23 protein-coding genes are annotated in these 26,580 nt (G+C 65.2%); 10 read left to right on the forward strand and 13 right to left on the reverse strand.

What is annotated here, in order from left to right; genetic code table 11:
• The first annotated feature begins 3 nt into the window (after positions 1-3).
• The 3 genes from AT959_RS09015 (at position 4) to AT959_RS09025 (ending at position 2,959) form a co-directional block, all read left to right on the forward strand.
• Positions 4-840, forward strand: a complete 837-nt coding sequence (locus AT959_RS09015; RefSeq protein ID WP_066882652.1) for an HDOD domain-containing protein — start codon at positions 4-6, stop codon at positions 838-840.
• Between the two features lie 186 nt (positions 841-1,026).
• Positions 1,027-2,175 (forward strand): hypothetical protein, encoded by a 1,149-nt coding sequence (locus AT959_RS09020; RefSeq protein ID WP_205629877.1) that lies wholly within the window; start codon positions 1,027-1,029, stop codon positions 2,173-2,175.
• Positions 2,176-2,197: 22 nt separating this feature from the next.
• The gene (locus tag AT959_RS09025; RefSeq protein WP_066882653.1) at positions 2,198-2,959 is read left to right on the forward strand and encodes a hypothetical protein; all 762 of its coding nucleotides are present in this window, start codon (positions 2,198-2,200) and stop codon (positions 2,957-2,959) included.
• A gap of 43 nt (positions 2,960-3,002) precedes the next feature.
• Here AT959_RS09025 and amaB read toward each other — a convergent pair whose 3' ends face one another.
• Complete coding sequence (gene amaB, locus AT959_RS09030; RefSeq protein WP_066882654.1) at positions 3,003-4,511, reverse strand: L-piperidine-6-carboxylate dehydrogenase; 1,509 nt, start codon at positions 4,509-4,511, stop codon at positions 3,003-3,005.
• Positions 4,512-4,658: 147 nt separating this feature from the next.
• Between amaB and AT959_RS09035 the strand changes: the two genes are divergently transcribed.
• On the forward strand, positions 4,659-5,519 hold the full coding sequence (locus tag AT959_RS09035) for a DUF3553 domain-containing protein (RefSeq protein WP_157651260.1): 861 nt from the start codon (positions 4,659-4,661) through the stop codon (positions 5,517-5,519).
• Positions 5,520-5,583: 64 nt separating this feature from the next.
• Complete coding sequence (locus AT959_RS09040; protein WP_066882656.1) at positions 5,584-5,850, forward strand: hypothetical protein; 267 nt, start codon at positions 5,584-5,586, stop codon at positions 5,848-5,850.
• Positions 5,851-5,923: 73 nt separating this feature from the next.
• Here the strand turns inward: AT959_RS09040 and chrA are convergent, their stop codons facing one another.
• The 8 genes from chrA to AT959_RS09080 all read right to left on the reverse strand — a co-directional run bounded on the left by chrA (position 5,924) and on the right by AT959_RS09080 (position 15,145).
• Positions 5,924-7,288 (reverse strand): chromate efflux transporter, encoded by a 1,365-nt coding sequence (gene chrA / locus AT959_RS09045; protein WP_066882657.1) that lies wholly within the window; start codon positions 7,286-7,288, stop codon positions 5,924-5,926.
• An 86-nt stretch (positions 7,289-7,374) separates the two neighbouring features.
• The gene (gene pip / locus AT959_RS09050; RefSeq protein WP_066882658.1) at positions 7,375-8,316 is read right to left on the reverse strand and encodes a prolyl aminopeptidase; all 942 of its coding nucleotides are present in this window, start codon (positions 8,314-8,316) and stop codon (positions 7,375-7,377) included.
• The gene (locus tag AT959_RS09055) at positions 8,317-8,964 is read right to left on the reverse strand and encodes a response regulator (RefSeq protein ID WP_066882659.1); all 648 of its coding nucleotides are present in this window, start codon (positions 8,962-8,964) and stop codon (positions 8,317-8,319) included.
• Positions 8,961-10,358, reverse strand: a complete 1,398-nt coding sequence (locus tag AT959_RS09060) for a HAMP domain-containing sensor histidine kinase (RefSeq protein WP_066882660.1) — start codon at positions 10,356-10,358, stop codon at positions 8,961-8,963. Before AT959_RS09060 ends, AT959_RS09055 begins: the two co-directional genes overlap by 4 nt.
• On the reverse strand, positions 10,358-12,673 hold the full coding sequence (locus AT959_RS09065) for a TonB-dependent receptor (protein ID WP_066882661.1): 2,316 nt from the start codon (positions 12,671-12,673) through the stop codon (positions 10,358-10,360). The genes AT959_RS09060 and AT959_RS09065 overlap by 1 nt, the downstream gene beginning before the upstream one ends.
• The gene (locus AT959_RS09070; protein WP_083518312.1) at positions 12,670-13,443 is read right to left on the reverse strand and encodes an energy transducer TonB; all 774 of its coding nucleotides are present in this window, start codon (positions 13,441-13,443) and stop codon (positions 12,670-12,672) included. Before AT959_RS09070 ends, AT959_RS09065 begins: the two co-directional genes overlap by 4 nt.
• Entirely contained in the window at positions 13,440-14,378 is a 939-nt protein-coding gene (locus AT959_RS09075) for a quinoprotein relay system zinc metallohydrolase 1 (RefSeq protein WP_066882663.1), read from the reverse strand. The genes AT959_RS09070 and AT959_RS09075 overlap by 4 nt, the downstream gene beginning before the upstream one ends.
• On the reverse strand, positions 14,375-15,145 hold the full coding sequence (locus AT959_RS09080; RefSeq protein ID WP_066882664.1) for a quinoprotein dehydrogenase-associated SoxYZ-like carrier: 771 nt from the start codon (positions 15,143-15,145) through the stop codon (positions 14,375-14,377). The genes AT959_RS09075 and AT959_RS09080 overlap by 4 nt, the downstream gene beginning before the upstream one ends.
• A gap of 418 nt (positions 15,146-15,563) precedes the next feature.
• Between AT959_RS09080 and AT959_RS09085 the strand changes: the two genes are divergently transcribed.
• Positions 15,564-17,345 (forward strand): PQQ-dependent methanol/ethanol family dehydrogenase, encoded by a 1,782-nt coding sequence (locus AT959_RS09085; RefSeq protein ID WP_066882665.1) that lies wholly within the window; start codon positions 15,564-15,566, stop codon positions 17,343-17,345.
• Positions 17,346-17,452: 107 nt separating this feature from the next.
• Here AT959_RS09085 and AT959_RS09090 read toward each other — a convergent pair whose 3' ends face one another.
• The 3 genes from AT959_RS09090 to AT959_RS09100 form a co-directional block, all read right to left on the reverse strand.
• Positions 17,453-17,932, reverse strand: a complete 480-nt coding sequence (locus tag AT959_RS09090; protein WP_066882666.1) for a c-type cytochrome — start codon at positions 17,930-17,932, stop codon at positions 17,453-17,455.
• A complete protein-coding gene (locus AT959_RS09095) occupies positions 17,929-18,507 on the reverse strand; it encodes a pentapeptide repeat-containing protein (protein WP_066882667.1) in 579 nt (192 codons plus the stop codon). The genes AT959_RS09090 and AT959_RS09095 overlap by 4 nt, the downstream gene beginning before the upstream one ends.
• A 228-nt stretch (positions 18,508-18,735) precedes the next feature.
• Positions 18,736-20,604, reverse strand: coding sequence for a methanol/ethanol family PQQ-dependent dehydrogenase (locus AT959_RS09100; RefSeq protein ID WP_066882668.1), 1,869 nt, complete (start codon positions 20,602-20,604; stop codon positions 18,736-18,738).
• Between the two features lie 206 nt (positions 20,605-20,810).
• Between AT959_RS09100 and AT959_RS09105 the strand changes: the two genes are divergently transcribed.
• Genes AT959_RS09105 through AT959_RS09115 form a run of 3 tightly spaced genes read left to right on the forward strand, consistent with a single transcriptional unit; the run spans position 20,811 to position 23,634 of the window.
• On the forward strand, positions 20,811-22,100 hold the full coding sequence (locus AT959_RS09105) for a sensor histidine kinase (protein WP_066882669.1): 1,290 nt from the start codon (positions 20,811-20,813) through the stop codon (positions 22,098-22,100).
• Positions 22,097-22,744: a response regulator gene (locus tag AT959_RS09110; protein ID WP_205629878.1), complete on the forward strand. Its 648-nt coding sequence runs from the start codon at positions 22,097-22,099 to the stop codon at positions 22,742-22,744. The genes AT959_RS09105 and AT959_RS09110 overlap by 4 nt, the downstream gene beginning before the upstream one ends.
• A 35-nt stretch (positions 22,745-22,779) precedes the next feature.
• Entirely contained in the window at positions 22,780-23,634 is an 855-nt protein-coding gene (locus AT959_RS09115; RefSeq protein WP_066882670.1) for a cache domain-containing protein, read from the forward strand.
• 126 nt (positions 23,635-23,760) lie between these two features.
• Here the strand turns inward: AT959_RS09115 and AT959_RS09120 are convergent, their stop codons facing one another.
• Positions 23,761-24,675 (reverse strand): ParB/RepB/Spo0J family partition protein, encoded by a 915-nt coding sequence (locus tag AT959_RS09120; protein ID WP_066882671.1) that lies wholly within the window; start codon positions 24,673-24,675, stop codon positions 23,761-23,763.
• Between the two features lie 358 nt (positions 24,676-25,033).
• On the opposite strand from AT959_RS09120, the gene exaC reads away from it, so the two are divergent.
• Complete coding sequence (exaC, locus tag AT959_RS09125) at positions 25,034-26,554, forward strand: acetaldehyde dehydrogenase ExaC (RefSeq protein WP_066882672.1); 1,521 nt, start codon at positions 25,034-25,036, stop codon at positions 26,552-26,554.
• Positions 26,555-26,580 lie beyond the last annotated feature (26 nt).

The raw sequence follows: 26,580 nt of genomic DNA on the forward strand, positions 1-26,580 counted from the left end.
CCGATGGATGTTCAGACTGTGCTGGAGACAATTGCGGCCGATGCCGCCCGCGGTGAAATGGTCTTTCCGACCCACGCCCGGATCGCGCTGCGCGTTCAGCGCGCACTGGACGACCCTGACTGTTCAGTCGACCAGTTGAGCAAGCTGATCTCGGCCGAACCGATACTGTCGGCCAAGGTGGTAGGCATCGCCAACTCGGTGGCCTACAACCCTTCCGGCCGGGCCATCAGCGACGTGCGCAGCGCCGTTTCCCGTCTCGGCTTCAATACATTGCGCTCGCTGGTCAGCGCGGTGATCATCCGCCAGATGCAGGAAATGTCACCGTCTTCGGAACACCGGGCGCTGGCCGGTCGTCTCTGGGAACACACCGCCCATGTCGCCGCGCTGGCCCGGGTGATTGCCCGCCGCGTCACCCAGCAGGACCCGGAGGCCGCCTTCTTCGCCGGCATTGTCCATGAAGTCGGCGGTTTCTATCTGATTGCCCGGGCGGCAGATTTTCCGGGCTTGCTCGACAGCAACCTTGAGCAATGGTCCGGCACAGGCGAAGCCGAGGTCGGGCGCAAAGTCTTGCAGGCCTTGGGCGTCCCGGCCAACATTCTTGGCGCCATCGAAAAGCTGTGGGATGGCTACCTGGCGATGCCCGCCACCTCACTCGGTGACACGCTGCTGCTCGCCGACCAGCTCGCGCCCTGCGAAAGTCCGCTGGCCGAACTGGATGGCATGAGCCGGCACGGCATGACGGCCGATATCGATCTGCTGGTCGGCCAGGAAATGCTGAGCGCCATCCTGGCCGACTCGGCCGAAGAAGTCGATTCCCTGACTACCGCCCTGAAGAACTAGTGCTGGCCGGGCGGTAGCGGCGGCGCTGCTGCTCACTGCCGGTTTTTCTTCCAGGCCGGGCGGAAGCGATCAGCCGATACGCGCTATGATTTCCGGAGTAGGCATGGCAGCGGCAACGCAGGCATATCGCTTTGCTCTAGCTGCTTGCGGCCATCAAGTTCCAAACAATCGCCATAATGAGGAAACATGAGGCTGAGACTCCCGCTTTGGCTGCTCGTAGCATCCTTTTTTCTGCCGGCGGCAACGCCGGCCGCCGATTTCGGCAGCAAAGATGGGCCGGAACCGGCCAATATCGACCAAATCAGCAGATTTCTGCGCAAGGATCCTTACGATCTGGAATTGCTGATCAGCTTCGGCACCTCCAAAGGCGGCTCGGCTGGCCATCTCGCCCTGGCCATCCGGGATGGCGTTCCGGGCGACGACTTGGTCTATTCAGCCAACTTCTATGCCGATCGCACCGACAAACATGCGACTGGCTTCTACACCAAAGACCTGATGGTCGGCATTCCGAAAAAGGAATACCTGTTCAAGACAACCTCCTCGCTCGATGACACGGCATCGTTCGGACTCGATTTTGGCGAAATCTACAAACGTTCGGTCATCGGCGTTCGCGTCTACGGCGTACCGGCCAACGAGAAGGAAGCCTTGGTCGCCTACTTCAATCGCATCAACGACGACTATCACCAACAGTCCAGCAACACCGAATATCACGACCGGGAAATCAAGTACGACTACATGCACCTCAACTGTGCCAAGACCATCGGCGTTGCCTTCAAGTTCGGCGCCGGTTACCAGGATCTGGAAATCAGCGGCGTAAGACTCTTCTCCCGAGTCCGGGTCGTTGCGGCAGCCAATGCCAATATCCCCACCGAAATGGCGATGAAACTGATTGAAGAATGGCACAAACGCGGCTTTGGCATGGACGTAGTGCTTTACAAGAAATACGGTGCCTCGACCTACATCGACCCGCACGAGGAGGAACAGGTGATGTTCAAGGACCTGCCCAACCGATTTCCCTCGGTGCTGTCCCGCGATTTCCGCCGGGAACAGGGCGCGTACGAGGATTTCGACAATCTCTACGCGATGTACCTGCTCTATAACATGGGCAAATACAGCGTGCTCCTGAACGAGCGGACCAAGCTGCTGGCGACCGAGAAAAGCAAGAACCCGATGCCCTATCCAGGCGCCGCCGAACTAGCCAAACGCAGCGCCAAGTCGGACAGCGCCAAGTATCGCCGGCACCTGCTGTTCAAGCCCAAGGGCACAAGAATCGGCGAGACTGCGGACAACACGCACCTCTACAACTTCAGCGAAAGCGACAAGCGCGCCCCCTGAAAATCACGCCAACCCTGCCGCCGTGAAACCCGCTTTTGCCTTCCTGCCAGCCCTCGTCACGCTCCTCAGCCTGGGCGCCCTGATTGCTCACGGCCCAATCGCGCAACCGGCGAACTATCACGCCTTTGCCGACCCCGACCATCTGCTGGGCATACCCAACGCCAGCGACGTGCTTTCCAACCTTGGGTTTGCCATCGTTGGCCTGTGGGGAATAGTCAAACTCTGGCCGCAGCGTCATCACGCCCGCCTCCAGCCGGCAAGACCGGGCTATGCCCTGTTCCTGGTCGGCCTGACGCTGACGGCACTCGGTTCGGGCTACTACCACCTCGCGCCGGACAATGCGCGGCTGATCTGGGATCGCCTGCCGATTGCGCTGGCCTGCGCCGGCCTGCTGGCCGGGGTGTGGAGCGAAACCGCGCTGCCCAGGAAGCATGTTCCCGCGGCAACCGCGCTGCTTGCCTTGTACTCATTGGCCAGCGTGTTCTGGTGGTCTTTCACCGAGCAGCAAGGGCATGGCGACCTGCGCCCCTACCTCCTGCTGCAAATTCTGCCGATCATGCTGATCCCGCTGTGGCAGACGATCTACCGCTCGGCGACCGCCGATCGCCTGGCCTTTGCCGCGGCCCTGCTGCTCTATGTCTTCGCCAAGCTGGCCGAAATCTATGATCTAGCGCTCTACACCACGACAGACATGCTGATCAGCGGCCATACGCTGAAGCATCTGCTCGCCACCGCCGCTGCGGCCGTACTGGTCGGCCGGCTTATCAAAAGAACCCGGGCCTAAGCCGGCCGCAGGCCAAGACACAACGGCGGGTGTGATGGCTAGCCTAGAAAAATGTCACCCCCTGGGCGAGCGGCAATTCCCGGGAATAGTTGATGGTATTGGTCGCCCGCCGCATATAGGATTTCCAGGCATCGGAGCCTGCCTCACGGCCGCCGCCGCTCGCCTTTTCGCCGCCGAAGGCACCACCGATCTCTGCCCCCGAGGTGCCAATATTGACGTTGGCGATACCGCAGTCACTACCGCAGGCCGACAGAAACAGCTCCATTTCGCGCAGATCACTGGTGAAAATCGCCGAGGCAAGGCCTTGCGGAACGGCGTTGTGCAGTTCGATGGCAGCGACAAGTTCGCGATAGGTCATGACATACAGAATCGGGGCGAAGGTTTCCTGACTGACGAGCGATGTTTGGCGCGGCATTTCGACCAAGGCCGGGCGAACGTAGAAGCCGCCGACGGCTCCCTGCACCGAAACGCTTTCGCCGCCATGGATCCTGCCGCCGTCGGCACTGGCGGCAAGCAGCGCCGATTGGTGGGCGGCGAAGGCGGCGGCGTCGATCAGCGGGCCGATCAGCACCCCATCGCGGCGCGGATCGCCAACCACCAGGCTGGCATAGGCGTGGACCAGGCGGGGCAACAGGACAGGCGCAACCGACTCATGGACGAAGAGCCGGCGCAACGAAGTGCAGCGCTGCCCGGCGGTGCCGGCGGCGGCGAACACGATGGCACGCAGGGCCAGATCGAGATCGGCAGTGGGCGTCACGATCATGCCGTTATTGCCGCCCAGTTCAAGCAGGCAACGCCCGAAGCGAGCCGCCACCCGGGGGGCGACGGCGCGCCCCATGGCGCTGGAGCCGGTGGCGGAGAGCAGCGCCACCTCGGGATTGTCGGTCAGGGCGGTGCCGACGGCGCTGCCGCCAGGCAGCACGGCCGATAATCCGGCCGGCGCTTCCGGCAGCTCGTCAGCGACGGTGGCCAGCAGCGCGTGGCAGGCGAGCGCGGTCAGCGGCGTTTTTTCCGATGGCTTCCAGACCACCGCATCGCCGCAGACCAGGGCCAGCGCCGTATTCCAGGCCCAGACCGCGACCGGAAAATTGAAGGCGGTGATCACCCCGCAAACGCCCAGGGGATGCCAGGTTTCCATCAGGCGGTGGCGCGGGCGTTCGGAGGCAATCGTCAGGCCGTACAACTGGCGCGACAGGCCGACGGCGAAGTCGCAAATATCGATCATTTCCTGGACTTCGCCCAAGGCCTCGGTGCGAATTTTCCCGCTTTCGATGGTCACCAGTTCGGCCAATTCGACCTTGTGCCGGCGCAGGGCCTCGCCGAAGCGGCGCACCAGTTCGCCGCGCCGGGGGGCCGGCACCATGCGCCAGGCGAGAAAGGCGGCCTGCGCGGCAGCAACCGTCGCCTCGACTTCGGTCGGCGTTGAACTGCGCAAGTTGGCCAGACGGGCGCCATCGATCGGCGAATGGACGGCGAGATCGCCGGCCTCCAGCGGAACGGTGTTCCCGAAATCGGCCAGCAGCTTGCGGGCTTGAGCAGCGGTGTTTCCCATGGCAGCCTCCTGATTCAGGCGAATGCAGTGCCTCAATGGCTTGTTTCATTATAGGAAACGCTACGTGGAAGCTTGCCCGACTGGATGCGCAGTGCAGCGCACATGATAAAATTGGCCGCTTTTTTTCCGGAAACGGCGGAGAGCAGCATGAGCAATCTAACCCAAGGCGATCGCGTATTTCACCCCAACCAGAAGGGCTGGGGGCTCGGGAAAGTGCTCAACGTAACGCCCGACAGCATTGACGTTTTCTTTGTCGGCACAGGCGCCAAGCGCCTTTCGCAATCATTTGTCCAGCTTGAAATCGCCGAAGGAACGGCGGCGAAACACCGCCTGCTGGACAACCTGATCGAAACATCGCAAATCGGCAGCGTGGACTTCGTGACACCCGCCATGGCCATCGAACGCTTCCTGGCGATCCACCCGGATGGCTTTTCAGCGCCCAGCTTTGTCAAGGAAGAGCGCGAAGCCAGCGTCCGCGCCCACCAGTTCGCCGTCCAGTTACTCGGTGAAAGCGAGATTTCGGAATTGATCGCCGAAGGCCGCTATCAGGACGTCTGCGATCGTGCGCGGCACATCGAATCGGTGACCAATCTACTGACCAAGGGTGAAAAGACGGCTTTCTACAGCGCGCTGGAGACGCCGATGAACCAAAAGACCTTCTCGATCGGTTTGGCCGCCTACCTTTACGGGACGGATTCGGAAGAAGATCGCTTCAAGGCCTTCACGCGCGTCCTCGACCTGCTCGGCATCAACCGCTGGCCGTATGCGACCCTTTTCGGCTTCATCCGCTTCCCGCAGGAAAAGGCCTTCATCAAGCCGACCGTGATCCAGAATGTGGCCAAGGCATTTTGCTGGCGCATCATCTACAAGGCCGAACCGAACTGGCGTACCTATGCCGCGGTACTGCGGCTTTACAATCACCTGCGCACCAGCCTGGTCGAAGAAGGCCTGATGCCCAGAGACATGATCGACATGCAGTCATTCATCTGGTCGATCGGCCAAAAATAAATCCGGAACCCGCTCGCCGCTGCCGGTCAACGGCGAGCCGCCCCATTATTCGCAAAGGAAAAACATGAACTCGCAAGCATTGGCAGAAAAGCTCAACAAACTCGGTTTCACCCCGGTCGCCCTCAGCGAACCGTCGAAAAAAGAGGACGGGATGATCGTCATCACCAAGGGCGTCCACGTCCAGGTCCCGCTGCACGGCGACGAACCCAACGTGGTTCGCGAGATCAGCAAGGGCGAGTACGAGTTCTACGATGCGCACAAATCGATCAATCGCCTGATCGAGGATCTGCAGGCCGCGCTGCAGGACGAAAAGGCGATGGGTTCGCGCTAATCCCGGATTCCCGGCTCCTCGGCTCGGCGAGCGGTCAACAGCCCGTGTTCAGCGGGATGTTGACCTGATCCGATCAAAGCACGGTCTTGATCAGGAGCCCCAGTACCGCGCAGGCGGCAATGACATGGATGACATTCCGCTGGAAGCGGAACAGCGCGATGGCGGCCGCCAGTGCGATGAGTGCTGAAATCCAGTCGAAACTGCCACCGAAGCCCTTCGGCCACAGCACGTGGTAGCCGAAGAAGATGGCCAGGTTCAGGATGACGCCGACCACGGCGGCGGTGATCGCGGTCAGCGGTGCCGTGAACTTCAGGTCGTTGTGGGTCGTTTCAATGAGCGGCCCGCCGGTCAGGATGAAGATGAACGACGGCAGGAAGGTAAACCAGGTGACCAGGCTGGCCGCCACGGCGCCGGCCAGGAACAGGCTATCGGGGCCGAAGACGGCCTTGAGGTAAGCGCCGACGAAACCGACAAACGCCACGACCATGATCAGCGGCCCCGGGGTGGTTTCGCCCAGGGCCAGCCCGTCGATCATCTGCAGTGGCGACAACCAGCCATAGCCCTCGACGGCGCCTTGATAGACATAGGGCAATACGGCATAGGCCCCGCCAAAGGTCAGCAGGGCCGCCTTGGTGAAAAACCAGCCCATCTGGGTCAGGGTGTGCTCCCAGCCGTAGGCCGCGGTCAGGGCAGCCATCGGAATCAACCAGAGCAACGCACCGGCAACCAGCACCTTGAGCAGATGCGGCCAACTAAAGATGGCATGGGCCGGGGTCGGCGTATCGTCATCGATCAGCGCCCGGCCGAACGACTTATCACTCTTGCCGTGGCCGCCGCCCGCCTTGAACAGTGCCGGTGCAACCCGGCCACCAAAATAGCCGACCAGCGCCGCAGCCACGACGATGGCCGGGAACGGCACGTCAAGCGCAAAGATGGCGACGAACGAGGCAGCGGCGATGGCCCACAGCGCATTGTTTTTCAGCGCCCGCGAGCCGATGCGATGGGCCGCCTGAACGACGATGGCGGTCACCGCCGGCTTGATGCCGTAGAACAGACCGGCGACCAGCGGCATTTCCCCGAAGGCGATATAGACCCAGGACAGGGCAACCAGGATGAACAGCGAGGGCAGCACAAACAGCCCCCCGGCGAAGATGCCGCCCCAGGTACGGTGCATCAGCCAGCCGATATAAGTGGCCAGTTGCTGGGCTTCCGGGCCGGGCAGCACCATGCAGTAGTTCAGCGCATGCAGGAAACGGCGCTCGGAAATCCAGCACCGGTTCTCGACCAATTCCTGATGCATGATCGAAATCTGGCCGGCTGGCCCGCCGAAACTGATGAAGCCGAGCTTCAGCCAAAAAAGGAAGGCCTGCCAGAAGCTGACCTCGGGCGGCGGAAAATCCGGATTTTCGCTTCGCTCGGCGGAGACTGCCTTGTTCATGATCGGGTTGTTTCTCGCAGGAAACCAGAAGTCCGGCAAAGATACAGCCTCCGGCCAAAAAAAGTCAGCGGCGCCCCCTCCTCCGGCTAAGCTTCGGCACACTCCGCCACCCAGCCCAGGGCCTTGATGCAGGCGCGGGCGATCGGTGGCGAGAGGGCGGCGTGGCCGGCGCCGGCGACCGGGAACCAGGTCGCTTCCGGCCAGGCGCGGTGCAGTTTTTCGGCCGAGCCGGGCGGACAGACCGGGTCGGCCATGCCCTGGACGATGGCGGCCGGGATATGGCGCAGGCGGTCGACGCCGGCCAGCAATTGGCCGTTGGCGACAAAGCAATGATGGGTCAGGTAGTGCATCTGCACCTGAACCTTGGCCAGTTGCCCGGCATCGGGCACGGTGGCCAGCGGTGGCTCGCCCATCAGCGCCCGCTCGTAATCGAGCCAGGCGGTGGCGGCGGCCAGCGCGGCCTGCGGCTCGTTGCCAAGGATGCGCCGGGCGTAGGCGACGAGCAGGCCGTCACGCTCGGCGACCGGCATGGCCGCAGCAAACTTTTGCCAGGCTTCCGAGGCACCGCCATTGGTGCCCTGGACATAGGCCTGGATCTCTTCCGGCGAACCGAGAAAGATGCCGCGCAGCACCAGGCCGAGTACGCGTTCGGGGAAGAGCTGGGCGTAGGTCAGCGCCAGCAGGCTGCCCCAGGAGCCGCCGAAGACGATCCAGGCGCGAATGCCGAGCGCCTCGCGGACATATTCGAGGTCCATCACCAGATCGGCGGTGGTATTGGCCGTGCGTTCGCCGCGCGGCCGGCTACGCCCGGCACCGCGCTGGTCGACAAAAATCGCACGGTAGCGCTTGGGGTCGAACAGCCGGCGCTGGGCCGGCGAGCAGCCGCTACCCGGGCCGCCGTGCAAAAACAGCACCGGCAGGCCGTCGACCGCAGCGCACTCCTCGACATAGAGCAAATGCCCGTCGCCAACTGCCATCTGGCGGGCGCAATTGGCCCGGCTGGCGGGGAAAAGGTGGTCGTCTGGCAATCAGGCCTCGATCAGTCCGTTACGGACCGCAACCAGCGTCAGCTCGGCGGCGTTGTGCACGTTGAGCTTCTGCTTGATGTGATAAAGATGGGTGCCGACCGTGCTTGGGCTGAGACAGAAGTCGGCGGCGACGTCGTTGACCGAGCGGCCTTCGGCCAGCTTCAGGAAGACCGCCAGCTCCTTTTCGGTCAGCGTCTCGACCGGGCTGGCCGAGCCGGACAACTGGGCCAGCGCGACGGTCTGCGCCAGTTCGGGGTCGAGGTAGCGGCGGTCGTTGGCGACCTGGCCGACGGCGCGCAGGAACTCGTCCGGCGACGCCCGTTTGCACAGGTAGCCACGGGCACCGAGCTTGAGGGCGCGTACCGGCACGATGTCGTCGTTATGCGCCGAGAGCATCAGCACCTTGGCCTTGGCTTCCCAGACGAGCAGGCGTTCGAGCGCGGCGAGGCCACCGATGCCGGGCATCGAGACATCCATCACGACGACGTCGGGATTGGTTTCTGCGTAAAGGCGGACAGCGCTTTCGCCGTTGTCGGTCTCGGCGACCACGCTCGCCCCCGCCCCTTCGAGCAGCAGCCGGAAACCGAGGCGGACGACGGCGTGGTCGTCGGCCAACAGGACGCGTTTGCCTTGCAGTGAGTTGTTCATGCCACTTCCTCCACAGAGATCGCGACGGCCGCAGCCGGCAGCCGAACCAACAGGCGGAAGCCGCCGCCCAGCGGTTTTTCGAATTTGAGATGGCCGCCCAGCGCCGCCACCCGTTCCTGCATGCCGGCCAGCCCGAAGCCGCAGCCGGCCTGCGGCGACGGCCGACCGTCGCAGCCCTGGCCGTTGTCGGCCAGGCTCAACTGCAGCCAGTCGCCCTGCCGGCTGAGCCGCAGATCGACGCGGCTGGCCCGGGCATGGCGGACGACATTGGTCAGCCCTTCCTGGACGATGCGGATGACGGCCTGCGCCACCGCGTCGGCCAGCGGCGACTCGCCCGGCGCCAACTGGCTGCTCAGCGCGATGCCTTCGTTCTGCTGGCGCCAGGCGTTGAGCAACTGCTCCAGCGTCGGGACCAGGGCGCGGCCGGCGGCCGGGCGCAGGCGGTGCAGGATGTTGCGGACACCGTCCTGCATCTCGCCGGTGACGGCGACGATGCTTTGCGCGTGGCCGTGCAGCGCCGGCTGCTCGCCGGTGCGCTGGACGATGGCACCAGCCAGGGCGCGAACGGCGGTGATGCCCTGGGCCAGTTCGTCGTGCAGTTCGCGGGCGATCAGCTTGCGTTCTTCCTGCAGCCGGGCCTGCATCTGCTCGGCGACTTCGCGTTCGGTTTCGAGGTGTACGTTGTCGTTGACCGCCGCCGTCAGGCGGTCGGCCATGCCGTTGAAGGCACGCGACAGGCGGCCCAGTTCCGGCGTCGCGAACACCGGCAGGCGGGTGTCGAAGCGGCCGCTGCCGGTCCGGTCGAGGGCCTGCATAACCTGCTCCAGCGGGCGCAGGGCGCGGTCGAGGGCGCGCCGGCTGGCGACGAAGATGCCGGCCAGCAACAGCACGGCCCAGCCGGCCATGGCCAGCAGGTCGTCCCAGGCGTCGATCAGCGAGCGCGAGGCATCCGGCTGCAGGGTCAGTTGCAAGTCGCCAACGGTCAGGCTGCGACTGGCGAACTGTGGCGCCAGCAAGGCGGCGAACCAGCCCGGCACCGAGCGCCCGGCCTTGTAGGTCGGCGGCGGCGAGCGGTAGAGCACGCTGCCGTCGACCGTCGTCACCGTCAGCGCATTGGCGCGGATGCGGCCGAGCGGCTTGACGATGCCGAGCAGGCGGCCGGGCAGCACGGCCGGCGACAGTTCGCGTAGTTCGCCGGCCAGCGCCTGCAGCCATTGTTCGGAAACCCGGCTCGCCGCTTCAACTTCCTCATGCATCGCGCTGCGCGCGCCGTGCAGCCAGAAGCCGGCGAGGACCAGCAACAGGCTGGCGGCCAGCGCCGTGAAGACGAGGCCGACCCGGGTATGCAGGCTAAGCCTGCGGTCGACCGGTAAAAAATGGCAAAAACCGCGCATCACAGACCGCCGAAGACGTAGCGCATGCCGACCCAGGCGGCACGCGGCGCACCGGGGGCAACGAAGGTTTCGCGGCGCCAGTCGCCGGAATCGTTCTGGAAGGCGCCAGCGCTGTTGAAGGGGTTTTCGGCCAGCGCCGCCGCCGTCGCGTAGCGCTTGTCGAAGACGTTATTGACCTTGGCGAACAGTTGCCAGCCGGCGCCCAGCCGGGCTTCGGCATTCAGGTTGAGGATGGCGTAGCCGGCGGTCTTGCCGGCGCCGTCGAAAGTGCGCGTATTGCCGAAGGCGTCGGTGTAGGTGCCGGCCTGGTGCTGATTGTTTTCGTTGCCGCGGGCGTACTGGCCGGAAAAGGCCTGGACGTCGCCGCCCAGGCGCAGCCAGTCGGTCGCTTTCCAGCTCAGGCCGAGCTTCAGGCTGTGCGTCGGCAGACCGGGCAGGCGGTCGCCCTTCTTGACGTAGATTTCGTCGTCCTGGCCACTGGCCGTACATTCGGCCGCCGTACCGCGCGAACTGTTGTTTTCGGCAAGCAGGCAGGCGCCGGACTGGAAGGTGGCGTGCAGGTAACTGTAATTGGCGAACCAGTCGATGCTGCGCTGGCGGCCGTTGAGGCCAAGTTCCAGACCCTGGCGCTGGGTCTTGCCGAAGTTGGTGAAGTAGCCGGCACTGGTCGAGGTGCCGACGAACAGGATGTCGTCGGTCGACAGTGTGCGGTAGACGCCGGCATTCCAGCCGATATCGGCGCTCAGCTTGCCGCGCAGGCCGGCTTCCAGGGTACGGGCGACGACCTGTTTCAGGTAAGGGTCGGCCGCCATCGAATTGGGCAGCGTGCACGGGTTGGCCGGGTCGGCGCAGCCGAGTTCGATCGGCGTCGGCACCCGGTTGCCCTGGCTGAAGCCGGCGTAGGCATTGAGCGCCGGCACCACCTGCCAGCTCAGGCCGACGGCCGGGTTGAGCTTCTTGTAGCTGTGGTCGCCGTCGAGATTGGGGGCGGTCCGGTTCAGTTCGTCGAAGGTGGTGACGCGGCTCATGTTGTAGCGGGCCGAGCCGGTCAGGTGCAGGTTGGGCAGCAGGCTGTAGGTATCGGTGACGAACAGGCTGGCCGTCCGCGTCGAGCCGTGCAGCGCATTCTGTTCGGTCTCGGCGCCGACCTCGGAGATGCCGCGCGTCGCATCGACGACGCCGAGTTCCTGCGTCTGCTGGAACTTCATCTTGGCGTAGTCCAAGGAAGCGCCGACGGTCAGTTGCTGGCGTGCCGTGTTCAGGTTCCACTGGCCGCTCAGGCCGCTGCCCTGCTGCGTCGTCCGGGTCCGGTTGTTGGCGCCGGACTCCTGGTTCGAGATGCCGTCGTAGGTACCGTCCTCGAAGTCGTCGTTCATGTCGCCGTTCAAGGTGCGCGTCTTGCTGCGCCGATGGTAGATGTTGCCGGACAGGCTTTGCGTGTCGTTCAGCCAGAGGCGGCCGCTCAGGGCGAGTTGGGTCAGGTCGTTCCGCGTCTGGTCGGGGTGGGTGAAGATCTGGTCGCGGCGGGTGGCGTACATCGATTCGGGCAGCAGGCCGTTGCCGGTCATCTTGGTGACGGCCCGGGTCAGCGTCAGGTCGGCCTCGCCGGTCGCGCTCTTGTGCGACAGCTTGCCGAAGAGCTGTTTGGCCTCGGACTTCGAATAGTCGCGCCAGCCGTCTTCCTTGAACCAATCGGCGGCAAGGTACCAGCCGAGCGAGCCGGCGCTGCCGCCATGTTCCAGTTCCAGGTTGCGGCGCCCGAAGCTGCCGCCGGAAACCTCGATCTTGCTGCCCGGATTGCTGAAACCGCTCTTGGTGCGAATGGCCAGCGCGCCGCCCAGCGTGTTCAGGCCGAACACCGGGTTGGAGCCGGGCACCAGGTCGATGCCGGCAATCGCCGAATGCGGCAGCAGATCCCAGTTCACCGTATCGCCGAACGGCTCGTTGATGCGCACGCCATCGAGATAGACCGACAGGCCCTGCGCCGTGCCGAGCAGCGGCGAGGCGGTGAAGCCGCGATAGTTCACATCGGCCTGGTAGGGGTTGCCCTGGATCTCGTTGACATTGACGCTCGGCAACTGGCGCAGCATGGCCTCGGGCAGGTTCAGGCTCTCCTGTTCCTCCAGTTGCTGGCTGCTGATCGACTGCACGTTGGCCGGCACATGCAGCTTCGGCACGCCGAGGCCGGCCAGCGGCGTGTTGCCGACGACTTCGACGGTTTCGGTTTCGATGACCTGGCCGGCGGCGACGGCGGGGCCGAAGGCGGCGGCCAGTGCCAGGGCGAGCAGGGACGGTTGCGGGAATTGTCTCTTCATGTTGCTTTTTTGAGTTTGTAGTTGATCGGAACGACGACCTGGATTTCGTTGGCTTCCAGCGCCTCGGGCAGCGGCGGCAGGCCGGGCAGCGCTTCGACCATGGCCAGCGCGTGCTCGTCGAGCACCGCGAAACCGCTGCTCCGGTCAACCTGGACGCCGAGCAACTGGCCCTTGCGCGCCACTTTCAGACGCAGCCTGACTTCGCCCTCCCAGCCGCGCAGCGCGGCAATGCGCGGGTATTCCTGCTGGCGGGCGAAGAGGTCGCCGAGCCGGCGGCGGTAGCCGTCGAGCAGTTCGCTGTCGGGGCGGGCGGCAGCGCTGGGCGGAGCGGCCGGGCTGGCGGCGGGGCTATGCTCGCTGGCCGCCGCTGCCGGAGCGGCGGGCGTTGCGGGCGCGGTCTGGGCCGGCACATTGGCCGGCCCGGCAGAGGAAGTCTCGGCACGGGCTGAGGGGTGCTCGGGACGGGACGGGAACTGCCGGGCCTTCGGGGGGATGGCGGCGGCAACGCGGGCCGCTGGGGCGGGCGTTGCGGCCGTCGATCCGGATTCGGATGCGGATGGCGCTGGTGCGAGAAAGCGCAGGGTGGCGAAAATCGGCGGCAGGACGACCGGGCTGGCCTGGCGCTGCCCGTTGATGACGGCGAACAGGCCACCGTGCAGGACCAGCGAAAGGAGCAAAATAAGGCCGAAACGGCGGTTGACCGCCGGCCTCGCGGAACGCCCTTCGGCGGCGAGGCGCAGGGAACCCTGAAACAGCGCGGCGCTCATCATTGCGCCGCCCCCAGCGCTTCCTGCTCGGCGGCCGGGAACAGGTGGCCGACCGAACGCCGATATTCGCTGGCCGCCACCGGCAGGCCGGCGAACTCGGCCGGCAGCGGCAAGGCCAGCACTTCGTTCATGTCCAGCCCTGCGCGTGCCGCCTGCTGCATGGCGCCGCGCAGCCAGAGCAGCCAGGCGCGGGTCTGGCGGATCGGCGCCGCATCGCGGGCGACGGCGCCATGGCCGGGGACCAGCGCCGTGAAGCCGGCTTCGCGCGTCACTGCCTCCAACTGGTCGAGGGCGGCCAGCCAGTGGGCGAGGTCGGCATGCGGCGTGGTCGGGGCGCGGCCGTTGAAGACGAGGTCGCCGGCGAACAGCACGCCGCTGGCCTCGTCGTAGATGGCGAGGTCGGCACCGGTATGGCCGTCGAGGGCGATCAGCCGCAACCGGCGGCCGGCGATCTCGCTGTGGCCGGCCGCCAGCGCCCTGCTCGGAGCGACGACTTCGGTGCCCTTCATCCAGTCGCCGGTCAGGCGGTACAGGTTTTCGGCAAAGGCGTTGCCTTCGCTGGCGATGCCGTCGATGGTGGCAGGCAGCGCGGCGAGCGGCGTGCCGGCGAAGGCCTGGTTGCCGAGGAAATGGTCCGGGTGGTGATGGGTATTGATGACCAGGGCCAGCGGCCGCGGGCTGACCCGGGCGATGGCCTGGCGCATCTGCTGGCCGTAGCGCAGCGAGGACCCGCTGTCGATGACGATGATGCCGCCCGGGGCGACGATGAAGCCGGTATTGACGATATTGCCGCCGTTGGCGGTGCTGAAATCCTCGTTGCGGCCGATGAAGGCGTAAACACCCTCGGCGACCGGCTGCGCCTGCAGGCCGTAGTCGAACTCGGCGGCAGTCGCCAGGCCGGCCAGTGCGCAAAGAACGAGGCTGAACAGCTGTTTCATGGCGCGATGCTGGCCTTGAAGCGGTTGCCGTTGTTGTCGCGGCCGCTGGCTTCGACCGGGCCGCTGACCTGGCCGCGATGCAGCGTGAACACCGGGTTTTCGGCGACCGGCTCGTAAGTCTGGACGCGCATCAGGCGCTGCCCGGCGGCATCGGCGATCTCGATCTCTTCGAGGTGGAAGGCCGGCGTGCCGGCGACCAGGCCGGTATCCATCGGATGCACGATGCTCAGGCGGACGCGGCCGGTCTGCGGCCCTTCCGACCATTGCCGGCCGCTCACCGCGTTCAGCCGCTTCTGCCATTCCTTGGAGGCGGAGGCGGCGGAAGGCGCCGTACAACCGCCGCCGACCGTATTGACCCAGGTTCCGCCGACATGCCAGACGCCGTCGGCGGTGCGCACCGCGGCGCGGACCGGCGTCGATTGCTGCAGCTTGACGCGGAAACCGAGGTAGGCGCCGCTGCCTTCCGGGAAGAAGCGCAGCACCTGGACGATCGGGTTGAAGTCGGCGAAGACCAGCACTTCCTGCACATTCGGCAAGGCGGTGGCATCGATGGTGACCGGCACCTGCATCGGGTTCTCGGCGGTGGACGGAGCAATCACCTTGACCCGCGGATCGAAGAGGACCGGTGCGCCACCCAGCACGGTTTTCTGCATGTCGCCCCAGCGCGCCGAGGCCAGCGGATCGCCACTGTCCTGCAGCGCGGCGGCATCGGCCGGCGGCATCAGCGCGGCCAGCGCAATGGCGGCAATGGTCAGTGGAAATTTCATGCGGTCTGCTCCTCTCGCCCCGACGGGCTGTCCTGCCGAAGAGATGTGCAAGCGGCGTGCCAAAAGCAGCGGCTGGCCCGCCGATGCCGGCCATTCAGGCCTTGGGGGAATTTTGCTCCTTTTGAGCGGTCCACCGTAGCACTGCGATTGCGCAACTTTGGAGCACTTGTGTTCATTTGCAGCAACCCATTCCCGGCCGCGCGCAACACTACGGCAGCAGCAGGCCCGCCGATGCCCACCGGCACCAGCGGCCGGCTTGGCTCGCCGACAGCATGGCACAGCCCTTGCAGACCGCCTCTCCTGCCGGGGTTCGATTCAGGGAATGGAAGGAAGCCCCGGGCATTTCATTCCACAGCGCTGTCAGCCCTCTCCGCCAACGCCGCTGTCGGGATCAATGGATAAACCAAGGAGACAATCCATGCACAGACACACCCTCCCCCAACGGCGCTCGCTCGGCCTTGCCCTGCTGGTCGCCGCGGCCTTCGCCGGCAGCCCGGCAATGGCCAAGGACGTCACCGATGCCGATATCCTCAATGACGCCAAGTCGCCCGGCGATGTCGTCAGCTTCGGCCTCGGCACCCAGGGCCAGCGTTACAGCCCGTCCACCCAGATCAACGCCAAGACCGTCAAGAACCTGGTCCCGGCCTGGTCGATGTCCTTCGGCGGCGAGAAGCAGCGCGGCCAGGAATCGCAGCCGGTCATTTCCGACGGCAAGATGTTCGTCACCGCCTCCTACAGCCGCCTGTTCGCGGTCGATGCGAAGACCGGCAAGAAGCTGTGGAAGTACGAGCACCGCCTGCCCGACGGCATCATGCCCTGCTGCGACGTGATCAATCGTGGCGCAGCGCTGTACGGCAACCTGGTCATTTTCGCCACACTCGACGCCCAACTGGTCGCCCTGAACCGCGACACCGGCAAGGTCGTCTGGAAGGAAAAGCTCGGCGACTACGCCGCCGGCTACTCCGCCACCGCCGCCCCGATCGTTGCCAAGGGCAAGCTGATCACCGGCATCTCCGGCGGTGAATTCGGCGCCGTCGGCCGCATCGACGCGCGCGACCCGATGACCGGCAAGCTGATCTGGACCCGGCCGACCGTCGAAGGTCACATGGGCTACCGCTATGAAGACGGCAAGGAAATCGAGAACGGCATTTCCGGCACGACCAACGCGACCTGGGAAGGCGACCTGTGGAAGACCGGCGGCGCCGCCACCTGGAACGGCGCCACCTACGATCCGGACACCAACCTGATCTTCGCCGGCACCGGCAACCCGGCCCCGTGGAACAGCCACCTGCGCCCGGGCGACAACCTGTTCTCGTCGTCCACCGTCGCCATCGACGCCGACACCGGCAAGATCGCCTGGCACTACCAGAACACCCCGCACGACGGCTGGGACTTCGACGGCGTAAACGAATTCGTCTCCTTCGACTACAAGGATCCGAAGACCGGCAAGCTGCTCAAGGCCGGCGGCAAGGCCGATCGCAACGGTTTCTTCTTCGTCAATGACCGGACCAACGGCAAGCTGCTCAACGTCTTCCCCTTCGTCAAGAAGATCACCTGGGCTTCCGGCTACAACATGGAAACCGGCCGGCCGAACTACATCGATGAAGGCCGTCCGGGCGACCCGGCGCAAGGGGCCGACGGCAAGAAGGGCAAGGTCGTCTTCTCGGCGCCCTCCTTCCTCGGCGGCAAGAACCAGCAGCAGATGGCCTACAGCCCGCAGACCGGCCTCTTCTACGTGCCGGCCAACGAGTGGTCGATGGACATCTGGAACGAACCGGTCTCCTACAAGAAGGGCGCCGCCTACCTCGGCGCCGGCTTCACGATCAAGGCGCTGAACGACGACCATATCGGCGTGCTGCGCGCCGTCGATCCGGCCACCGGCAAGATCGTCTGGGAAAACAAGAACTACGCCCCGTTGTGGGGTGGCGTGCTGACCACGGCCGGCGGCCTGGTCTTCTACGGTACGCCGGAAGGCTACCTGAAGGGCGTCGACGCCAAGACCGGCAAGGAACTGTGGTCCTTCCAGACCGGTACCGGCATCGTCGCACCGCCGGTCAGCTGGGAACAGGATGGCGAGCAGATGATCGCCGTCACCACCGGCTGGGGCGGCGCCGTGCCGCTGTGGGGCGGCGACGTCGCCAAGCGCGTGAACTTCCTCGAACAGGGCGGTTCGGTCTGGGTGTTCAAGCTGCACAAGTAAGCAACAGTCTCTCCTGCGGGCGCTCTGGCGCCCGACCCCCACGGCGCGGCGGCTTCGGCCCCCGCGCCGTTTTTCATGGTTTTCAGGCAGTCGACCGGCGGAATGCATCAGCGCGCCACCGCCCGGGCTTCGACAAAGGCCTGGATCGCCCAGACCAGTTCCGGGCTGAGCACGTTTTTCCACGGCGGCATGTGCATGACGCCAACAATGGTTTTTCCGTTCGCCACCGTCTTGCTGAAATAGGCGTCGTTGTCGGCCAGGCAGGCGGCCTGCACGGCCGGCTCGCCGATCCGCCGGCAATAGCGGTTGAGCTGGCGCAGATCGGGCGCCGGGGCGCCGGCCGGATTGGCATCGATGCCGTGGCAGCGGGCGCAGGCTTGGTTGAAGGCGGATTGACCGACTTCGATGGCCCGCGCATTGGCCCGATAGGGATTGGTCCTGACTTCGACGCCGAGGGGCGGCAGGCCGGATTGATCGACCACCGGGGCAACGGCGACTTCGCCAGCCACCGCCACAGCCACGAAGGCCAGGCAGCCAGCCAGCAGCCCGAAGCCGCGAGAAAGAGAAAGCCGAAGGCGCAGCGTCATTGCCAGTCCTCCGTCGGACAGCCGGTGCAGCCTTCGAAAAAGGCGTCGGGGAAAATGGTGTAGCGGCGATAGGCCCCTTCGAGATTGGCATCCTGCAGATTGACCGTGACGAACTTGGCTTCCTGCAGATTGGCGTTGCTCAGCCGGGCACCGGCGAACCAGGCGAAATTGAGCTTGGCCGCTTCGAGATTGGCCGCGGTGAGGTCGGCCCCGGAAAAGTCGGCCCGAAACAGGCGGGCGAACTCGAGATCAGCCCCCACCAGCCTGGCCTGGCGAAAGGTGGCGGTCGGGCCGCTGGCCTTGTTCAGGCGAGCCGCCGTCAGATCAGCCCCATCGAAAATGGCCCCGGCCAGATTGGCGCCGCGCAGATCGACGCGGGCCATTTGGGCGCCGGTGAAGTCGGCACCGGCCAGGTTCTTGCCGGCCAGGTTGGCGTGGCGCAGATCGGCGCCGGGACAGCGGGTATGCGGCCAGATACCGCAGCCGTTGATGACCAGCGGCTCGATATTTTCGGGCGGCGCGGCAACTGCTGCGGTCGACAGCGTAAAAAAGGCAAAAATCAGGCAACGTCTCATCAATGACTCATCCGTTGGCAAAGCCGCCCCAGGCCCGGGCCGCCGACGCACCATGCGGCGCCGGCGGCTGGCGGCGGCGACCGCAGGGAGACGGCCACCGCTGGACTTGAGGTGCTTATCGGGCTCGCAGACCAAATGGTTTTGTCATTCCCGCGCAGGCGGGAATCCAGAAAAATCAATGAACTGGATCCCCGCCTTCGCGGGGATGACGAATATTTCAGCGTCTCCTTAGCGCTTGGCCATCTTCGGCAGCTTGAAGACCCACATCGAGCCACCCTGCGTCACCTGCTTGGTCAGGTCGGCCAGATCGCCGCCCCACAGCGGCACGGCGCCGCCGTAGCCGGACTGGATGCCGATGTACTGCTCGCCATCCATTTCCCAGGTGATCGGCACCGAGACGACACCGGAACCGGTCTGGAACTTCCATAGCTCCTTGCCGTTCTTGGCATCGAAGGCCTTGACGTAGCCGTCCGAAGTGCCGGTGAACAACAGGCCACCGGCGGTGGTCAGGGTGCCGGCCCAGAGCGGGAATTTCTCCTTGTGTTCCCAGGCGATCTTGCCGCTCTTCGGGTCGATGGCGCGCAGGATGCCGACGTGGTCGTCAAACAGCTTCTTTATACGGAAGCCCTGGCCGAGGTAGGCGGAGCCGGCCTTGTAGGTCAGGTGCTCGGTCCAGTAGTCCATCGCCCAGTGGTTGGCCGGAATGTAGAACAGGCCGGTGTTCGGGCTGTAGGACATCGGGTGCCAGTTGGTACCGCCGAGGAAAGGCGGCGAGACGAAGACCGATTCGCCCTTTTCGGCGCCCGGCTTGGGGGCCGGCGGCCGGTTGTCCTTCTCGATCGGCTTGCCGGTCTTGAGGTCGAAGCCGGAGGCCCAGGTGATGCCGTCGACAAACGGCCAGGCGCCGATCAGCGAGGTCGGCTTGTTCGGATAACCGGCACCGGTCGCCAGCTTTTCGCGGTCGGTGACGAAGAAGAAGCCGTTGCGGTCGGCGTGGGCCGAGGCCTTGACCAGCTTGCCGCTCTTCGGGTCCTTGTACTCGAAGAGGACCACCGAGTTGTTGCCGGAAAAGTCCCAGGCGTCGTTCGGCGTGTGCTGGTAGAAACCCTTCAGTTCGCCGGTGTTGGCATCGACGTAGGCCTGGCCGGAGGTGAACAGGCTGTCCCAGTTGCGCGGATCGTCGCCTTCCTTGGTCCGTTTCCAGGTATTCCACGGCGCCGGGTTGCCGGCCCCGATCACCACGGTGTTGGTTTCGATGTCGAAGCTGGCCGTCTGCCACGGCGCGCCACCGCCGTGGTTCCAGGCCTCGACCAGCTTGCCGTCGGCGTCGCGCGGCCAGGACGGGGCGTTGGCATCGCCGGTCGTGACGCTGTCCTTGCCGTTCAGGCGGCCCATGTGGCCTTCGACCAGCGGCCGCGCCCAGACTTCCTCGCCGGTCTCCGGGTCGCGGGCGAACAGCCAGCCGACGACGCCGAATTCGTCACCCGACGAACCGTGCACCAGCAGCACCTTGCCGCTCTTCTGGTCCTTCACCACAAACGGCGCGCCGGTCATCGTATAGCCGACCTTGTGGTCGCCGAACTTCTTCTTCCAGACGACCTTGCCGGTGTCCTTGTTGAGGGCGACGATGCTGGCGTCGAGCGTGCCGAAATAGATCTTGTCGCCGTAGATGGCCGGGCCGCGATTGACCACGTCGCAGCACGGACGGATGTCGTCCGGCAGGCGGGCCTCGTATTCCCAGATCCGTTTGCCGGTCTTGGCATCGATCGCGAAGATCCGCGAATAGGAACTGGTGGCGTAGATGACGCCGTCGTGCACCAGCGCCTGCCCTTCCTGGCCGCGCTGCTTCTCGCCGCCGAAGGAAAAACTCCAGGCCGGGACCAGGGCTTCGACGTTCTTCGTATTGACCTTGCTCAGCGTGCTGTGGCGCTGCGCCTTCAGGCCGAGGCCGTAGGAGAGCACGTCGCCGGGCGTCTTGTCGTCGTTCAGGATGTCCTCCCAGCTCACCTTGCTGCCGGCCATCGCCGGGGCGCAAAGGGTGGCGGCCACGAGGGCGGCGAGAAGGGTCGGGCGGGGGTTGAACCGGGTTGATTGCATTTTTTCTTTCGTCTCCAGATTGGTGTCGTAACGTTCCCGATGCTTCGGGCCGGCCTGGCCATGGCGACAGGCGAGCCGAGTATAGGAAGCGGATTTGCCCGCCGTCCCGGGAGAAGCTCCCCGACAAACCGGGAAAAATTCCCGAGCGCAAGGCACTCGGTACGAAACCTGCTCTTCCCTGCTCATTGCAGACAACGAGGCCGGCGATGGATCTACGACGAAGACTGGTGGGCTATCTCGGCGCCCTGCTCGGCGGCCTGATGCTGATGGCAATCCTGATCAACCTGCATTCGCTGCGCGCCGACCTCAATGCCGAAGTCGATGCCTCGACCCAATTGGTCAAGGTGCTGCTCGCCGCCGGCCAGCCGGCGACCAGTCCGGCCCAGTTGCAGGCGCTGTTGGGCGAAGCGCCGCTGCGCCACCTCAGCATCCAGCCCGGCCCCGGGGCCGCCGCCGGCGAGAGCAGCCGCAGCTGGCTGAGCGCCCTGCTCGGCCTGGCGCCGCGCCACGAACCGGCGCAGACCATCCGGCTCGGCGAGCAGACCTTGCATATCGCGCCCAACCCGGCCTCGGAAATCGAGGAGCGGCTGGGCGACACTGTTCGACTTTGCATCACCCTGTTGTTCTATTCTGGAGCAACCCTGCTCGTTGCCTGGTGGGCGGCGCATCGCGCGCTGAGCCCGGTGCGCGAACTGGAAGCCGGCCTGCAGCGCCTGGCCCGCGGCGAAGCCGAAGCCGCCCTGCCCCCTTTCGCGCTGCGCGAGTTCAGCCGCGTTGCCGGCGCCATCGACGATCTGGCCGCCGCACTCAACGAAGGACGGGCCGCCCAGCGCCAGTTGGCCCGCCAGCTGATCGAGGTGCAGGAAGCCGAACGCAAGACACTGGCAAGGGAATTGCATGACGAGATGGGGCAGACGCTGACCGCCATCGGAGTGACCGCCGCCTATCTCGAACGCCATGCCGGCCAGCTCGACGCCGGCCGGGTCGCCGAATGCGCGCAGGACCTGCGCCGTGACGTCAAGACCAGCGGCGAGCAACTGCGCGGCATGCTCAGGCAGTTGCGGCCGCATGGCCTGGATGCCGGCGGGCTGGCCAGCGCCTTGCGCGAACTGGTCGGCAACTGGCAGCAGCGCGAGTGGGGCATCGACTTTCAGCTGGCGATGCCGCCAGCGCTGCCGGCGCTCGGCGAGGCCGCAGGCCTGGCGCTGTACCGCGTCGTGCAGGAGGCGCTGACCAATGTCGTCCGCCACAGCGGTGCCCGGCATTGCCGGGTCAGCATCGGCATCGCGGTGGACGAACTGCGGCTGGCGATCGAAGATGACGGCCAGGGGCTGCCGGCCAGCGCTGCCGCCCACCGGGGCGGCCTGCTCGGCATGGCGGAACGGCTGGACATGGTCGGCGGCCGGCTGGAAGTGGCCGGTGGGCCGGGCAAGGGGCTGCAGCTGCGGGTCAGCCTGCCGCTGGCCGGTGAAGAACAACAGGAGGAGCTACCGTGATCCGCATCATTCTGATCGATGACCACGCTGTCGTAAGAACCGGCTACCGTCGCCTGCTCGACGCCGAGCCGGGCCTGCAGGTGGTCGGCGAAGCCGCCAGCGCCGACGAGGCCAACGCCCTCGTCCTGCGCACGACGGCCGATGTCGCACTGGTCGATCTCAGCCTGCGCGGCAGCAGCGGCATCGAAGCCATCCGCGGCATGCTGGCCCGCTGCCCAGCGCTGAAAGTGCTCGTCCTCTCCATGCACGAAGGCGCCGGCCACGTCACCCAGGCCCTGCGCAGCGGCGCCCTCGGCTACCTGACCAAATATTGCGAGCCGGGCGAGGTGATCGACGGCATCCGCCGCATTGCCGCCGGTAAACGCGTCTTTTCACCCGAAATTGCCCAGGTGCTGGCCGAAGAGGCAATCGACGGCGACGGCGCCCTCGCCCATCTGACACCGCGCGAATTCGAAGTGCTGCGCATGCTGGTGCACGGCGAATCGGCCACCGGCATCGCCAGCTCGATGCACCTCAGCCCAAAAACCGTTCTCAACTACCTGACCCTGATCCGGCAAAAGCTCGACGCCGACAACGATTTCAAACTGCTCCACCTGGCCGCCCGCCACGGCCTGGTGGACATGAACCACGCGCTGGGCGCCTGAACCGCCCGCTTTTCAATGACCACCGGAGACAATCCATGAATAAAACCACCCTCAGATCCAGCCTGGCCGGCCTGCTCATGCTCGCCGCCAGCACGCTGGCCAGCGCCGCCGAGCACGCCACGCCGCGCGAGGCCCGCGCCCTCTTTGACCAGGCCGTCAAATACCTGCAAGCCAACGGCCCGGAAAAAGCCTGGGCCGCCTTCAACAACAAGAAAGGCCCCTTCGTCAAAAAGGATCTCTACGTCTACGTCATCGACCTGCAGGGCACCTACGTCGCCAACGGCGCCGCCCCCGACAGCCTGGTCGGCCTCAAGGTACTGGACAGCGTCGACGCCGCCGGCAATCCGCTCTTCCGCCAGATGATCGCCGTCACCGACAAACAGCAGGAAGCGCGCATCCGCTACGTCTGGCTCAACCGCCAGAGCAACCACGTCGAACCCAAGTTCGCCTGGCTGCACCGCGAAGGCGAGCACATCCTCGGTGTCGGCTACTACGCGCCGCGCTCGACCGCCGACGACGCCAAGAAGCTGCTCGACGCGGCCAGCGCCCAGGTCAAGAAACAAGGCATGGCCAAGGCCTTGGCCAGCTTCAACGACCCGCGCGGTCCCTTCGTGCGTGACGACCTCTACGTCTTCGCCATCAACCTGGCCAGCGGCAAGTTCGAAGCCCACGGCATGAACCCGAAATGGACCGGCACCAACGCCAGCGACCTGCACGACGTCGAAGGCCATCCGCTGGTCAAGGACATGCTCGAACTGGCCAAGAGCAAGGGCGAAGGCACGGTCGACTACGTCTGGCGCAACCCGGTCACCAACAGCGTCGAAAAGAAACGCACCTTCATCCGCCGCGAAAACGGCAGCCTGATTGGGGTCGGTTTCTACACAGAATAAGGCCTGATCGCGCCAACCGGACGACTGCTGCGGTCGACCGGGTAAAAAGGGCAAAAAGCAAAATGGCGCATCGATCGGATGCGCCATTTTTATTGGCGGGGAGCAGATCGCCTGCGCCGGCAGGAACTACGCGTTGCCCTCGCCTTTCAACGCCAGGAATTCGTCGATCAGGCGGACCAGGATTTCTTCTTCGTCGCCGTCGTCGAGGCCGAGCAGTTCGGCGACCATTTTAACCTTGCCCGGATTGACGCGCTGGCGGGGGGCGGCGGGCGGCGTGACCGGGGCGGCCGGCGCCTCTTCCCAGGGCGGGATGCTGGCGGCGGCGGGTGCCGTGGCGACCGGCACCACCGCTGCGGGAGCGACTTCCGGCTCGGCTTCTTCCTTCTTGCGGCGGCGGCCGCCTTCTTCGGAGAGCGCGCTGTCGATGACCTTCTTGGCGAGCTTTTCGCCTTCCGGCAGTTGTGCGGTCTGGACGATCAGCGTTTCGGCGCGGGCTTCGTTTTTCTGGGCGAGTTTTTCGAGCTGGATGGCGGCGCCGGTGCTGGCGATCTTGCCGGAATCGAGCAAGGCGCTGACTTTCGGCGACAGGTTGGCGGCGGCGGTGGCCTGGCTGAGCCAGGCGGAGCTGCGGCCAAAGTGATCGGCGGCGGCTTCCGGCGTTTCGAAGCGCTGGGCGATGTTCTGGATGGCGTTGGCCATGTCGCGCGGCTCCAAGGCAGCGCGCACGCCGAGGCCGAGGTTTTCGAAGATTCGCACCTCCAGCACTTCGTCAGCCGGACAAGCGTGGATCAGGGCCGGCACGCGCTGCTCGCCGGCCAGTTGGGCGGCGCGCCAACGGCGTTCGCCGACGATCAGGCGATAGCGCCCGCCACTGTCGGCCGGCTGGACGACCAGCGGGTGGATCAGGCCTTTCTTGGCAATGGCGTTGGCCAGGCCCTTGAGGCTGGTTTCGTCGATTTGCTGGCGCGGATGCGCCGGATCCGGCTCGATCAGCGTCACGTCGAGCATCTGGAACTGGATGGATGTGTCTTTGAAAGTCATGGCGGCTCGGCAAATCGGAAAGGGGCAGCATGTTCACCGGGATCGGACCATTTTTCAAGCCCGAGCGCTGCATTTGGACAATTTGCCCAGCCCCGTGGGTGCACCGCTCCAGAATTGAGCACCTGCTCCGGCGTTGATCAGGTGCATGACAAAGCAGTGTTTCACCCGCCGCCGACCAAAACACTCAAGTCATTGATTCAATGCAACTTTCAAAGCATTGGCACAGCTAGCGACGGCTTGGCACACGGCATGCACTTTATTAGGCACGAGACAGACAGGTAGCAATGTTCGATTTGAACCACGACCTGCCAGCCTTGAACCATTGTTCGCAACTCAATTTAAGAAACTGGAGACAAACATGCTCTACGCAGCTCCCGGTAACGCCGGCGCCAAAATCGCCTACAAGGCCAAGTACGACAATTTCATCAACGGCAAATGGGTTGCCCCGGTCAAGGGTGAATACTTCAGCGTCGTGACCCCGGTCAACGGCAAGCCTTACACCATGGCCGCCCGCTCCACCGCCGAGGACGTCGAACTGGCGCTCGACGCCGCCCACGCCGCTTTCCCGAAATGGGGCAAGACCGATGCGGCGACGCGTTCGAACATCCTGCTCAAGATCGCCGACCGTCTCGAAGCCAACCTCGAACTGCTGGCCTATGCCGAGACCGTCGATAACGGCAAGCCGATCCGCGAAACCCTGGCGGCCGACATCCCGCTCGCCGTCGACCACTTCCGCTACTTCGCCGGCTGCCTGCGCTCGCAGGAAGGCGGCATCTCGGAAATCGACGAGAACACCATGGCTTATCACATCCACGAGCCGCTCGGCGTCGTCGGCCAGATCATTCCGTGGAACTTCCCGATCCTGATGGCGGCCTGGAAACTGGCCCCGGCCATCGGCGCCGGCAACTGCGTCGTCTTGAAGCCGGCCGAATCGACCCCGATCTCCATCCTGATCCTGGCCGAACTGATCGCCGACATCCTGCCGCCGGGCGTGCTGAACATCGTCAACGGTTTCGGCCGCGAAGCCGGCATGCCGCTCGCGACCAGCAAGCGGATCGCCAAGATCGCCTTCACCGGCTCGACCTCGACCGGCCGCGTCATCGCCCAGGCCGCCGCCAACAACCTGATTCCGGCCACGCTGGAACTGGGTGGCAAGTCGCCCAACATCTTCTTCGCCGACGTCATGGACAAGGATGACGGCTTCCTCGACAAGGCCATCGAAGGTCTGGTCCTGTTCGCCTTCAACCAGGGCGAAGTGTGTACCTGCCCGAGCCGCGCCCTGATCCAGGAATCGATCTACGAGAAGTTCATGGAGCGTTGCCTGAAGCGCGTTGCCGCGATCAAGCAGGGCAGCCCGCTCGACACCGACACCATGATGGGGGCCCAGGCCTCGCAGGAACAGATGACCAAGATCCAGTCCTACCTGCAGCTCGGCAAGGACGAAGGCGCCCAGGTCCTGATCGGTGGCGAACGCGCCCACCTCGGCGGCGACATCGAAGGCGGCTACTACATCCAGCCGACCCTGTTCAAGGGCCACAACAAGATGCGCATCTTCCAGGAAGAGATCTTCGGGCCGGTGCTCGCCGTGACCACCTTCAAGGACGAAGCCGAAGCCCTGGCCATCGCCAACGATACCCCGTACGGCCTCGGCGCCGGCGTCTGGAGCCGTAACGGCAACGTCGCCTACCGCATGGGTCGCGCCATCCAGGCCGGCCGCGTGTGGACCAACTGCTACCACGCCTACCCGGCGCACGCTGCCTTCGGCGGCTACAAGGAATCCGGTATCGGCCGCGAGACCCACAAGGTCATGCTCGACCACTACCAGCAAACCAAGAACCTGCTGGTCAGCTACGCCGAACAGAAGCTGGGCTTCTTCTAACCGGGCAACGCATCTCCTCCACTGGC

The sequence above is a fragment of the Dechloromonas denitrificans genome (genome assembly GCF_001551835.1).
GTDB classification, from domain to species: domain Bacteria; phylum Pseudomonadota; class Gammaproteobacteria; order Burkholderiales; family Rhodocyclaceae; genus Azonexus; species Azonexus denitrificans.